This is a genomic window from Acinetobacter sp. ABJ-A23_2, assembly GCF_044538765.1.
GTDB classification, from domain to species: Bacteria; Pseudomonadota; Gammaproteobacteria; order Pseudomonadales; family Moraxellaceae; genus Acinetobacter; species Acinetobacter nosocomialis_A.
On sequence record NZ_JBIUCP010000005.1, the window covers coordinates 21491 to 34482 of the forward strand.

At 40.1% G+C, this 12992-nt stretch carries 13 protein-coding genes; 7 read left to right on the top strand and 6 right to left on the bottom strand.

Features of this window, described 5'->3' with window-relative positions:
* Positions 1 to 483: 483 nt before the first annotated feature.
* The 3 genes from ACH63V_RS02990 to ACH63V_RS03000 are packed head-to-tail and all read left to right on the top strand — an operon-like array spanning position 484 to position 3823.
* Positions 484 to 2583 carry an FUSC family protein gene (locus ACH63V_RS02990; RefSeq protein ID WP_396462683.1) on the top strand — a complete coding sequence of 700 codons (2100 nt, stop codon included), beginning with the start codon at positions 484 to 486 and terminating at the stop codon, positions 2581 to 2583.
* The gene (locus tag ACH63V_RS02995; RefSeq protein WP_263612794.1) at positions 2576 to 2782 is read left to right on the top strand and encodes a DUF1656 domain-containing protein; all 207 of its coding nucleotides are present in this window, start codon (positions 2576 to 2578) and stop codon (positions 2780 to 2782) included. The genes ACH63V_RS02990 and ACH63V_RS02995 overlap by 8 nt, the downstream gene beginning before the upstream one ends.
* Positions 2783 to 2821: 39 nt before the next feature.
* Complete coding sequence (locus tag ACH63V_RS03000; RefSeq protein ID WP_174723304.1) at positions 2822 to 3823, top strand: HlyD family secretion protein; 1002 nt, start codon at positions 2822 to 2824, stop codon at positions 3821 to 3823.
* 56 nt (positions 3824 to 3879) lie between these two features.
* Here the strand turns inward: ACH63V_RS03000 and ruvX are convergent, their stop codons facing one another.
* The 3 genes from ruvX to recN all read right to left on the bottom strand — a co-directional run bounded on the left by ruvX (position 3880) and on the right by recN (position 6667).
* Positions 3880 to 4320 (bottom strand): Holliday junction resolvase RuvX, encoded by a 441-nt coding sequence (gene ruvX / locus ACH63V_RS03005; protein ID WP_000127528.1) that lies wholly within the window; start codon positions 4318 to 4320, stop codon positions 3880 to 3882.
* Positions 4320 to 4874 carry a YqgE/AlgH family protein gene (locus ACH63V_RS03010; RefSeq protein ID WP_001979301.1) on the bottom strand — a complete coding sequence of 185 codons (555 nt, stop codon included), beginning with the start codon at positions 4872 to 4874 and terminating at the stop codon, positions 4320 to 4322. The genes ruvX and ACH63V_RS03010 overlap by 1 nt, the downstream gene beginning before the upstream one ends.
* A 125-nt stretch (positions 4875 to 4999) precedes the next feature.
* Positions 5000 to 6667: a DNA repair protein RecN gene (gene recN / locus ACH63V_RS03015; RefSeq protein ID WP_396462684.1), complete on the bottom strand. Its 1668-nt coding sequence runs from the start codon at positions 6665 to 6667 to the stop codon at positions 5000 to 5002.
* Between the two features lie 114 nt (positions 6668 to 6781).
* On the opposite strand from recN, the gene ACH63V_RS03020 reads away from it, so the two are divergent.
* The 4 genes from ACH63V_RS03020 to ACH63V_RS03035 all read left to right on the top strand — a co-directional run bounded on the left by ACH63V_RS03020 (position 6782) and on the right by ACH63V_RS03035 (position 10296).
* Positions 6782 to 8092: a tetratricopeptide repeat protein gene (locus tag ACH63V_RS03020; RefSeq protein WP_396462685.1), complete on the top strand. Its 1311-nt coding sequence runs from the start codon at positions 6782 to 6784 to the stop codon at positions 8090 to 8092.
* Between the two features lie 76 nt (positions 8093 to 8168).
* A complete protein-coding gene (locus ACH63V_RS03025; protein WP_000099685.1) occupies positions 8169 to 8495 on the top strand; it encodes a pyrimidine/purine nucleoside phosphorylase in 327 nt (108 codons plus the stop codon).
* A 101-nt stretch (positions 8496 to 8596) separates the two neighbouring features.
* Complete coding sequence (rlmB, locus tag ACH63V_RS03030; RefSeq protein ID WP_311070293.1) at positions 8597 to 9346, top strand: 23S rRNA (guanosine(2251)-2'-O)-methyltransferase RlmB; 750 nt, start codon at positions 8597 to 8599, stop codon at positions 9344 to 9346.
* A gap of 35 nt (positions 9347 to 9381) precedes the next feature.
* Entirely contained in the window at positions 9382 to 10296 is a 915-nt protein-coding gene (locus ACH63V_RS03035; protein WP_311070292.1) for a DMT family transporter, read from the top strand.
* Here the strand turns inward: ACH63V_RS03035 and coaE are convergent.
* Genes coaE through ACH63V_RS03050 form a run of 3 tightly spaced genes read right to left on the bottom strand, consistent with a single transcriptional unit; the run spans position 10293 to position 12977 of the window.
* Positions 10293 to 10889: a dephospho-CoA kinase gene (gene coaE, locus ACH63V_RS03040; protein ID WP_311070291.1), complete on the bottom strand. Its 597-nt coding sequence runs from the start codon at positions 10887 to 10889 to the stop codon at positions 10293 to 10295. The two genes, ACH63V_RS03035 and coaE, sit on opposite strands and share 4 nt — an antisense overlap.
* Position 10890: 1 nt before the next feature.
* Positions 10891 to 11751 (bottom strand): prepilin peptidase, encoded by an 861-nt coding sequence (locus ACH63V_RS03045; protein ID WP_396462686.1) that lies wholly within the window; start codon positions 11749 to 11751, stop codon positions 10891 to 10893.
* Entirely contained in the window at positions 11751 to 12977 is a 1227-nt protein-coding gene (locus tag ACH63V_RS03050) for a type II secretion system F family protein (RefSeq protein WP_311070289.1), read from the bottom strand. Before ACH63V_RS03050 ends, ACH63V_RS03045 begins: the two co-directional genes overlap by 1 nt.
* Between the last annotated feature and the right edge of the window lie 15 nt (positions 12978 to 12992).

Genomic DNA, 12992 nt, shown 5'->3' on the forward strand with positions numbered 1-12992 from the left:
GTATCCTTAATAAACGGGTCACACTTGAGTTCTTATAACAGAAAAATTGAAGCTTTGTCTCAATTCCAAGATAACTACCTGATTTAAATATTTTACGCTCAGAATCAGAAAAGTTCTCTTGATTCGCACATCATATATGATTAACTGAAAACATATCAAATTATCAAATAAAGATATTTTAGTTGACTAAATTACTTTAATTTGAAAAAATTGTGCAACAAAATATCTAATCGAGAAATTGGTTTATTCTACCGGCTTTCTCGATGTCTCTTCTTTCCTAAGCTTGGTCGTATAAATAGCGGTCAAACTGAAATCATCTCGGTACATCATGCAGAGATGTAGGAAAAATCATTGTATTGAAGGATGCTCTCATTAACTCATTTGTCTTATAGGCAAATGACAAAGTCGTATTGTCTTTTTTTAAAAGCAAACGGACACTGATGAGCATGCTCATCAGTTCAAATCTATATTTGAGATGAGTTCATGTTATTAAAGCAAATACTGGCTTTCCGCCCGAGTAAGCTTGATCTAATTTTTGCAATAAAGACATTTATTGCCGGTATGTTGGCATTATTTGTTTCGTTCGAATTAGACCTGATTAATCCAATGTGGTCGATCGGTACCGTCCTGATTATCGCCAATCCTTATTCGGGTATGGTGTCGTCTAAATGCGTTTATCGTTTATTGGGAACGGTAGGCGGGGCCATTATTGCCTTAACCATTACTCCGCATTTGATTAATACGCCGTGGATCTTTACGGTTGTGTTATCACTATGGGTGGGCTTTGCGCTTTATGTGTCTTTATTAGATCGGACTCCTCGCAGTTATGCATTTATGTTGGCTGGTTATTCAACCGCAATGATTGTGTATAACGCGATTACTTATATTGATCAGTACAATATTTTTGATATTGCTTTGGCTCGTGTACTTGAGATTTCAATTGGTGTGATTTCGAGTGCGGTTGTGTCTGCGACTATTTTGCCCATGCATATTGGTTCGGCAATTAAACAGCGTGTAACGAAAACCCTCAAAGATACAGAAAACCTGTTTGCTAATTTGTTAAATGCAGATCAACAGCAAAACAATACACAGCTTTTAGCTGCTATTACTCGTGATACGACCGATATTCATGCTCTGGCAGTTCATTTGAGCTATGAAAAAGGTGAGTTGCATGGCATGACCAAACCTTTGCAAGAAATGCTCCATCAAATGTCGATGGTGGTCGCGAACTTGGTTGCTTTATCTGAACGAATTAAACAACTGCAAGAACTCAATTTTATTGAAAGTCATTCAGATAAATTAAAGCAGCTTTCAGGGCATGTGATTCATTTTCTGGAACAAAAAGATCAGATGACTGATGAAAATATTCTGCAGTTACCTGACGAGTTTGAAAATGATTTCTTGAACTTAAATGATTCGGCTTCTGAACATCAGCAAGTGTTATTGGCTGCCATGAAAATGGATGTGCGTCATTTCATTAGTAATGTTTTAGCTGTAAAAGTTTTATGGCAACGCATCAAGCAAGGTAATAAAGAGATTCCAGATAACATTACCCCAATGACTACGACCTATCCAAGTTTACACCGAGATCATGGTGTGGCAGTCAGAGGTGGTATTAGTGCAGTGCTAATTACATTTATTGTGACTGGTGTGTGGATTCTTTCTGGCTGGAAAGCTGGGTTCATGATGGCACAGATCGGTGCAGTCACTGCCTGTATCTTAACGGCCCTAGATAACCCTGTTCCTGTCTTGCGTATTTTTATATGGGGCAGTGTGGCCTCGGCGGTTTTAGTTTTTATTTACGCGTTTGGTATTTTTCCTCATGTCACCACATTTTGGGAACTTGGACTCGTTTTATTACCAATGTTCTTGTTTGCGGTTTCCATGATGGCGAATCAGGCACTCATGCCGGTCGGGATGGTGCTAGGTATTAATACTATGATGGGGCTGAACTTGCACAATGCTTACAGCATGGACGCAGTGTCTTATTTAGATAGCTCATTTGGTATGGTCATGGGCGTATTAGTGTCATTAGTCGTTATTGATGTTGTGCGTGCTATGTCACCCGATACCAGTGCAAACCGTATTTTGGCTTTACATTACCGTGCGATGCGCCAAGCCATATACATTCCTTATGGTATTGAATTCAAAGTTCATTTACGTGCGATGTTAGACCGTGTGGGTGTTTTAAATACCAAAATGGTTCAGTCAGAAGAGATTAAAAAATCGATTCATCAAGCATTGGTTGAATCAAGTGCGATTGTTGATTTAAGCCGACTTCAAGAGTTAGCAAATCAGCTTCAGCCATCTTCAGAACTAGCTCATCACATTGGCCGTTTGCAACAAGATTTAGATGAGCTGTTTAGAGCCAAAGAAAATGAAAAAGATGAAAGTGATGTATTAGTACAGCACATTCATCAGACCTTGTTTGAACTTAAACAACTTGCTTCAAATATTGAAGATATGACTTTGCGTCAAAGATTATTTATTTCGCTAAATAATATTGCTTATAGCATGTGTCATGTTTCATCAAACCAAATGAATGCAGATCGTACGCTTACAGGAGCCACAGCGCATGGGTGAGTTTAATGTCTACGGTATTTACGTGCCCGCTTTGCTCGTCCAAGCCTTATTTGCATATATATGTTTCCGCTTGTTAAGTCCTTTAACTAACAAATGGATTGCACAAGGCTGGATTGCACTACCCAGCATTTTCAATTTGTGTTTTTACCTTTTACTACTTTTGGTGATACACCAAATTTTTGTTGGGTTAGGTGCTTAAAGATGATTGCCAGATTAAAGATTGAGTTAGGTGAGTAAAATGAATCAATTGGAGTTGAAAAAAGTCATTCGTCCAGTGATTTTGATTGTCGCATTAATGATTGCGGTCTATACCATTGTGCATTTATGGAACTATTATAATGCAGCGCCGTGGACACGTGATGGTCGAGTTCGTGGTGACGTTATTCAGGTCTCTTCAGATGTAGCAGGGCTTGTAACGGAAGTATTGGTTCAAGATAACCAGACTGTCAAAAAAGGTCAGGTACTTTTTAAAATTGATGTCTCTCGCCGAGCTTTAGATGTAGAGCAAGCAAAGTCTGATTTGGCAAAAGCAAAAGCGGCATATGCTCAGGCACAAGCAGGTTTAGCACAAGCCAAAGCAAACTTGATTAAGTCGAGCACGAACATTAAGTTAGCTGAGAAAAATGCAAACCGTTATTCAAACTTAATGGATGGCGCGATTTCTAAACAAGAACAAGATCAGGTTTTTGCAACTCGCGATCAATCACATGCAGAACATGAGCAACTCCAAGCTGCGATTCAACAAGCTGAAGCGACTATTAAACAGCAACAGGCACTGGTTGAAGCAGCGACAAGTAACTTACATTTAGCAGAACTCAATATGCACCGTGCGGCTGTTGTTGCACCGGCAGATGGAACACTTTCTAACTTTGATTTGCGTCCTGGTAACTATGTTCAAGTCGGACAAGCAGTTGCAGCATTGCTCGATCGTAAACAGCTTTATGTTGTGGGATATTTTGAAGAAACAAAATTAGACCGTATTCATATTGGCGATCAGGCAAGTGTGCAATTAATGGGTGACAGTCAGAAAATTAAAGGACATGTGCAAGGTATTGCATCGGGTATTGAAGACCGCGAGCGTTCAAGCAGTTCTAAATTGCTTGCAAACGTAAACCCAACCTTTAGCTGGGTTCGTTTAGCGCAGCGCGTACCTGTAAAAATTGTATTAGACGAAGCACCAAAAAATCAGTTGGCGTTTGTATCTGGCCGTACTGCGACAGTACATATTATTGAAAAATAAAAAGCTTAAGTTTTTAAACTCAATAAAAAAGCATGTGTAAAACATGCTTTTTTATTTTATGGCGTTAAGCCAACAGGATTACGATACCAGCTTTGAATCAGCAAAGCTGCGGCAAAACTATCTGCTGATAATTTCTTTGCACGGCCTTGTTCTTGATAAAAACCAAGTTCTTCTCTTGCTTCACGGGTGGTGAGTCGTTCATCTACCATCCATGTTTCAATATTGGTTTGATGGCGTAAACGGCGTGCAAACTTACGTGCACGTGTAGAAAGCTCTGATTCGCTATCATCCATATTTAATGGAAGACCGACAATAAACAAATCAGGTTGCCATTCTTTGACAATTTTTAAAAGTTGGTCCCAGTTGGGAATCCCATCTTTCATCACAAATAATGGCAATGGATTAGCACTTTCAATTGCAGATTGGCCGATCGCCATTCCCATTTTTTGAGTACCAAAGTCAAAAGCCATAATTGATTTTGATTGTGTTGCAGTCATTAAGCATGTCCGATTTCAGAAGCCAGCCATGTACGATCTACACCAATTTTTTTATAGGCTGCATCCCAACGGTCATCATACGGCAAGTTGAAAATCAGATCCATGTCGGCATCACAGATAAGCCAATCACCACGAGCGATTTCATCTTCTAACTGGTTTTTACCCCAACTCGCATAACCAAGTGCGATTTGGTAACGCCCAACACCTTCGTTATGTGCGATTGCATCGAGAATATCTTTACTGGTAGTAATGCAGACATTTTCCCCCACAGCAATCGAAGAGTGCCATGTTGGTTGACCAGTATGAAGCACAAAACCAGCTTCTGGGCGTAAAGGACCACCTTGTAAAACCTCATGCGGATTTACATTGTCTGCATCAATGTCTAAATCATTGAGTAGTTCTTTAATTTGGATGCCAGCAGGGCGATTGATAATAATACCTTGAGCACCTTCTTCGTCATGACGGGCAAGATAAATTACAGTATTTGCAAAAAAGTCATCTGCCATTTCTGGCGGGGCAATCAGACAACGGTGAGTCATATATTGTTTGGTCACCTAAGCGGTTCTCCCTCAAAAAATGTCGCTATAGGGTCTCTCGACCCTTTTATCTATATAGGTTCTTTTTATCAACATACAAGAGTTAATCGGATTTCGCCAATCTTTTTCTCTCATTTTCTTTATTAATTTGAAGAAGCCTGAAATTTAAGTTGGCGTAATTGTTTAGCGTGCTGCAAGGTTGTTTCATTAATTTCAACACCACCCGACATACGTGCCAACTCAGAAATAATCTGATTTTCATCGAGTTGTACAATGGTACTGCTTGCCGGATCAGTTTGTTGCTTTTTAACTAACAAATGTTGGTCAGATTGTGCAGCGACCTGCGCTTGGTGAGTAATACATAGCAGTTGGACATGCTGAGCCAAATCGGCAAGTAAACGACCAACCACTTCAGCCGTACCACCACTAATCCCGACATCAATTTCATCAAATACCAAAACTTCTGCCTCGGTCTTTTCAGCATTCATCACTTGCATGACAAGTGCAATACGTGAAAGCTCACCACCTGATGCCACACGTGCCAATGGTTGTGGTGGTATGCCTTTATTGGCAGTAAATAAAAGTTGAATAAAGCTTAAACCTTCTGAGCTTGGTTGTTCTAGTGGTTCAAACTTAAACTCAAAGTGTGCTTCAGGGAGTGCTAAAGGCTTCACTTGTTCAGTTAATTGTTTTGCAAGTGGAGTAGCAGCTTCACGACGAATATTGTCTAAATGCTGGGCTTTTTCTAAGAACTCTTGATGTGACTTTTCTACTTGTTCTGCCAGAGTCTCTGGGTCTTCAAGTTGATGCAACTGTTCAAGCTCATTTTGCCATGTTTCATACTCTTCTTTCAGCGTCTCTGGCTGAGTACGGTATTTACGTGCCAGACGATGGAAAACTTCCAATTTGGAATTCAGTTCTTCCATCCGTTCAGGGTCAAAGCTCTGACGGTCAATAAACTGGCGTAAATTTGATGTTGCATCATCAATTTCACTTTGAGCATTAAGTAAAGAATTATAAATTTCAGAAAGCTGTTCACTACGCCCCGCATGAGATTCTAGTCGGCGAATGATCGATGACATTTCTTGAGTAATGTTTTGTTCAGCTTCATCAAGCGCATTCAAGCTATAGCTACAATCTTGCATGATATGTTCATGATGACTGAGACGATCAAACTCTTGCTCGATTTCTTTGTAATCGGTCTGAATGACTTCCTCAAGTTCTTCGATTTGCAGCTCTAAGGTCGCAATACGTTGTAGACGAGTTGCTTGAGCATCTAAGGCTGCTTGGTGTAAACGAATCGTGCGTTGCCATGTGCTATAAGCTTCGCGGACATCATTCGCTTCAGCATAAAAATTGTTATAACGGTCTAACCAATGCTTTGGATAAGGTGGTTCAAGAAGCTGTTGCTGGCTGTGCTGGCTATATAATTGGACCAATAGGCGCCCCAATTCTTTAAGCTCAGAGAGACTACTTGGGCGGCCATTCACCCATGCTTTACTACGGCCAGTTGCGAAAATAACACGACGTAAATGAATTTCCCCAGAATCATCATCTAGCTCATGGTCTTGTAACCATTTTGCCTCTGGGCTATTGTCCTGATAAGTAAAAACAGCGGTGATATCCGCTTTGTCCGAACCATAGCGGACATAATTTGTATCTGTACGTTCCCCTAAGCAGGCAGAAAGTGCATCCAGTAATAATGATTTTCCGGCACCTGTCTCACCTGTTAGAACATTAAATCCTTGTTCTATATCAATAGCTAAATGATCAGCTAATGCAAAATTGATTAAAGTTAAATGTGTGAGCATAAACGCATCCAACGCGCCAAATTATGGGTTAAAGATAGAGAAGTTTTGAATTTGCTACAAGTGATCTATTATTCTAACTGAAATAATAGAACAGCAAGATTGCGGATCTTTACAATGAAAAAAACATTAAGCTTACCGAAAGCACCAATAGGAATGATGAACCGCCATAAAAAAATTAATCCTGCTGAAATGAATAAAATTTTAAATCAGCATTTTAATGCATTTAAACAGGCTGCTGCACAAGGCGATTATGCCAAAGCTTATCAGCATGTAAAAAAAGCGGTAAATCTAGTACCACAGCATCCGGGAGCATTATCTGATTTAGCTTATACTGAGCTGCGGTTATGCCGTTATGAAGATGCATATCAACATTATATGCAAGCCATTCAAGCAAGTGGTTCTAACGTTAATACAAATCTATACGATGGATTAACTGAAGTTTGCCATCATTTAAATAAAAAGGAAGAAAAGATTAAATTTGGGCGTTTAGCTATTTCAACAAAAAAAGAACTCACAAAGAATGAGCCTGCTTTAAATATATCCACTCATAAGCCTGTCCCCTTTAGTTCCAATCCTCAAGAAAACATTATTGCTTTTTCTTTATTTGGAGCAAATCCGCGTTACTGTGAAACTTCAATTTTAAATACCAAGCTCGCTCAAGAGATATACCCTGAATGGACTTGTCGGTTCTATATAGATGATACCGTTCCTGAATTTGTGCAGCAGCGTTTACAAGCAAATGGGGCACAAGTGGCACAGGTGAGTACCTCACAGAAACAATTATCCGGCTTATTTTGGCGCTTTTTAGTTATGGATGATCCAACCGTTAAGCGCTTTTTGATACGTGATGCTGACTCTATTGTGTCTTATCGTGAGAAAGCTGCCGTTGATGCTTGGCTCAAAAGTGATGAATGGTTTCATTTAATGAGAGATAGCTACTCTCATACTGAATTGATTTTGGCGGGTATGTGGGGTGGATGCTCAGGTATTTTTCATAATATTGAAGCACATATCAGAGATTATGTTGCCACTGGAAGGTATCCGGACAATCGAGTCATAGATCAACATTATCTGCGTTATTGTATTTGGCCGACTTTAAAACAAAGTGTACTCGTACATGATAGCCAGCAATTTGATGAAAATAGTGCCGATTTTCCGGTTTATGAGTCAGCTTCAATGCAAAATGACCCAGACAATTTTCATGTTGGCATGGATAATGGTTCACCAGTGGTTACAACTGCTGTTACTCACCCAACAGCAGAGAAAGTTTATTGGGTTTTACTCGATGAAAATTACGATGAAGTTTGCAGATATGATGCAATAGTGTCGAAGAGTCGAAATATTGAAGTAAGTTTACCCCACGCTTTTGCTAAAAAAATTCAGTTACAGCAGTGGAAATTACAAGTCTATCCATATGAAAACTGATTGATTAGTTATTTAGGCACAATTAAACTACATTCATCATAATTTATATAAATGCGGCATTATCTGGAGAGTGTGCATGAGTTCAACCCAATTTGATCATGTAACGGTCATCAAAAAATCAAATGTTTATTTTGGTGGAGCATGTATCAGCCATACCGTGCAATTTGAAGATGGAACGAAAAAAACATTAGGTGTTATTTTGCCGACTGAGCAGCCTTTAACATTTGAAACACACGTTCCTGAGCGTATGGAAATTATTTCAGGTGAATGTCGCGTTAAAATTGCAGACAGCAATGAAAGTGAATTGTTCCGTGCTGGTCAATCATTTTATGTACCAGGTAATAGCGTTTTCAAAATCGAGACTGATGAAGTACTCGATTATGTTTGCCACTTAGAAGGCTAAGAAATTACTGTTTAAATCGGGTACACTATGCCCAAAGAAATCCTGTGAAGTTGGCTTTACAGGATTTTTATTTTTTGCTTAAACGTTGTTAGAGGTCATGCATGGCAAAACCGGAATATTATTATGGCGTTCACTCAGTGGAGTCATTGTTAGAACTTGAGCCGGAGCGCGTGCTGACCTTGTTTACATTGAAAGGGCGCGACGATCAACGTTTGCAGAAGATTCTGCAATTGGCTGAGCCTTTTGGAATTAGTGTACAAAAAGCAAGCCGTGATAGCCTCGAAAAGCTTGCGGGCTTGCCATTCCACCAAGGTGTAGTGGCAGCAGTACGTCCGCACCCGACTTTAAATGAAAAAGATCTGGATCAGATCTTGGCTGAAACTCCAGATGCTTTATTGCTGGCATTAGATCAGGTGACCGATCCACATAACTTAGGTGCTTGTATTCGTACAGCCGCTGCAATGGGTGTTCAGGCTGTGATTGTGCCTCGTGATCGCTCAGCAAGTTTGACCCCAACTGCTCGTAAGGTTGCAGCGGGTGGAGCCGAGAAAGTTAAGTTCATTCAAGTAACAAACTTAGCTCGTACATTAGCCCATCTAAAAGAAACCACTCATACACGTGTGATTGGCACCATGCTTGATGAAAGCGCATTACCAATTCAAAAATGTGATTTCTCTGGTCCAGTCGTAATCGTGATGGGAGCTGAAGATACGGGTTTACGTCCAATTACTCAGGCACAGTGTGATCATAAAGTTTATATCCCGATGTCTGGGAATTTACAGAGCCTAAATGTGAGTGTGGCAACAGGTATGGCACTTTATGAGGCTTGCCGTCAGCGTTCTGAGGTATAATAGAGCTGCCTTTCTCGTTTTAAAGCAGTCTTAATATGTCTCCCCGTAAGCAAGGTTATTTCTTTGTATTGGTGACCATGTGCATTTGGGGCGGGTTTACACTTTTTGCCCGTTTAAATGCACAGTGGCATATCAGTGCTTGGGATATTGCTGCACTGCGCTTTGCTATTGCTTTTCTAATTTTGATGCCTATCTTAATTTATAAAAAAGATCTCGCTTTTTTATGGAGTAAGCATGCGGTTATTTTGGCGCTCATTGGTGGAGTGATTTATTGTCTTACCGTCTACACCGCGTTTCTTTATGCCCCTGCTGCACATGCTGCAATTTTCTTAAATGGTTGTATTCCAATTTGTACTGCAATTGCAGCATACATTTTATTTAGACAACCATTTGATAAGCATACATGGGTGAGTCTGGCAATTATGATCACTGCCTTGGCTCTCATGAGTGTGTTGATGTTGCAAGGTAATGCTTCTGCTTTTGGCCTGGGGGATTTGCTTCTTTTTATTAGTGCGATTTGGTGGGGTATTTTCACTGTATTACTTAAACAGTGGAAACTTTCCGCATGGCACTCTATGGCAAGTGTTGCGATTTGGTCTGCAATTATCTATTTACCCATCTATGCTTTATTTCTGCCTAAGCATTTTATGGAAGTTAGTCCTGTTCATTTAGCGATACAGGGCATTTTCCACGGTGTATTTGTCGTTATTATCGCAACTTTGACTTATGTTGCTGCCATTCAGCGACTAGGCGCTTTTAAAACGGGAAGTATTGTGACTTTGGCGCCGTTTATTGCTGCTATTTTAGCTGTACCTTTACTTGGCGAGTCATTAAGCCCATCGATTGTGGTGGGCTTAGTAGGTATGGGAATAGGTGCTTTACAGCCTTGGCGTTGGTTTAGGCAAGATAGCTTGGCACAAAAGATTCAGCAGCAAAATAAGCAAGATTAGTTGGCGCGCTTCAAATAGCTTTGATGTAAAGGCTCTAATTGCTGATATAAATGTTCGAGTAATCCGTCATTAAACACAATGTCATTGGCAAGTTCACGTTTACGCTCGCGTGGCATTTGTGCAGCAATAATTTTCTGGATTTGTTCTTGGTTTTGCCCATCGCGCTGACTTGCACGTTGAATTTGAGTTTGTTCGCTCGCATCAACTAATAGGGTGTGATTAACCAATTCATGCTGGTTGGTTTCAAAAAGTAGTGGTGAAACTAAAATCACATAAGGACTTTTAGGATTTTGTAGCTGTTGAATAATAGATTGACGGATTGCAGGGTGGGTAATTTTTTCGAGTGTGTGGCGCGCTTCTGGATTTTGGAAAATATATTCACGTAAGGCGCGGCGGTCTAAACTACCATCGGGTTGAAGTACCCAGTCTCCAAAAGTTTGCTGAATTTTTTGGAGAGTAGGTTGGCCTTTTTCAACGACTTCACGCGCAACGATATCGGCATCGACGACTTGAATTCCTTGGGACTCGAACCATTGTGTTGCAGCAGATTTTCCACTGCCAATACCACCTGTGATTCCCAGAATAAAAGCCATCTTAACCTCCTAAATAAATTTTCATAATCTGATTACCCCATAAAAAGGCAACCCAACCCGCAATCGCAATATACGGCCCAAAAGCAAAAGGTTGATTGTCATTTCTTAACTTTAATAAGATGATGCCAATGATTGCACCCAATAAAGATGACAATAACACAATTAACGGTAGCATCAATGGCCCCATCCATGCACCTAATGCTGCAAGCAATTTAAAGTCGCCGTAGCCCATACCTTCTTTGCCAGTAATTACTTTAAATAAGTAATAGACAATCCAAAGACATAGAAAACCAATGAGGTAACCCCAAATGGCCGAGTTGGGTGAGGTGTAGATATTAAAGGTGTTAATGCCTAAACCAAGCGCAGCTAAAGGAAGAGTAAAGCGATCAGGCAAAAGTTGTGTATCAAAGTCAATAAAGGTCAGTGCTATCAGTACCCATGTGAGGATGAGTCCAAAAAGCATTTGTATAGTTGGACCAAACACCATAACCACCACCAATGAACATAGCATGGTAAGTAGTTCGATGGCTGGATAACGAATGCTGATAGGATGTTGGCAATGACCACATTTTCCTCTTAGCACTAACCAGCTTATGACAGGAATATTTTGATACCAACGAATCGATTGATGGCACTTTGGACATGATGAAGCAGGTTTACTTAATGTCAGTTTTCCATGGTCAATAATGGGGTGTTCTAGATTGAGGAGCATTTGACATTCTTGCTGCCAGTCTTGCTCCATCATCTTTGGAGTACGATAAATCACTACATTTAGAAAGCTACCAATACATAGGCTCATGAGTGCAACCGCAACATAAAGTGCAGTTACATTTTGAATAAAATAAGCAATAATATCTTGCATTATATAACTGAGCCCATTTGGAAAATTGGAAGATACATGGCAATCACTAGACCGCCTACCAGTACCCCTAAAATTGCCATGATTAAAGGTTCCATCATTGCAGTTAAACCATCAACGGCATTATCCACTTCATTTTCATAATAGGTAGCAACTTTATCGAGCATGCTGTCTAGTGCACCAGATTCTTCACCAATTGCAACCATTTGTACAGCCATAGAAGGAAAACGGTTAGATACACGCATGGCAAACTGAAGTTGCTGACCTGTTGCGACATCTTCACGAATTTTCATGACAGCTTGCTCATAGATGACATTGTTGGTTGCGCCGGCGGTTGACTCAAGTGCATCAATTAGTGGTACACCAGCTGCGAATGTGGTCGCAAGCGTACGGCTATAACGTGCAATAATTGCTTTATAGACCAAATCCCCAAAAATAGGTAATTTAAGCGCGAGTTTATCTAAGCCGTCACGAAACTTCTTACTGCGTTTTTTAGCTTCTAAAAAGGCGGCAATCATTGCACCAATCGCGATAATCATAATAAACCAGTATTCTTGCATCCATTTAGACATATTCACGACCATTTGGGTGAATGCTGGTAATTCTGCTCCGAATGAAGAAAACAGATCCTGAAACACGGGTACGACTTTAACCATCAAAATAATGGTCACCACAATGGCTACTACAATAACTGTCGCCGGGTATTTCATTGCTTTCTTGATTTTCTGTTTTAACAATTCACTTTTTTCTTTGTAAATTGCAACGCGGTCCAACATTGTTTCGAGCGCACCTGATTGTTCACCAGACTCAACAAGTGAACAAAACAAATTATCAAAATATTGAGGATACTTTTTTAAAGCTGAGGCAAAGGTACTACCACCTTCCACTTCACCTTTAATACCGAGTACTACCTCACGCATGGCTGGATTTTCTAAACCTTCTGCTACTATTTCAAAGCCTTGTACCAGTGGTACACCAGCTTTCATCATGGTCGCCAGTTGTCGGGTAAAAATCGTAATATCAAGTGTGGTGACTTTTTTCTTGAATAAACCTTCAAGAATATTTTTACGTTTCTCACGTATGGTTCGAACAGTAACCCCTTGTTTGCGTAAGGTCACTTTAGCTAAAGCCATATTTTTAGCTGGCAGTTCTCCCTTAATTTTTATGCCTTTACGGTCAACCCCTTCATAAGCAAAAGTCGGCATCATTTGTGCCTTTTTGACAGCCATCAGATTATCCTTATT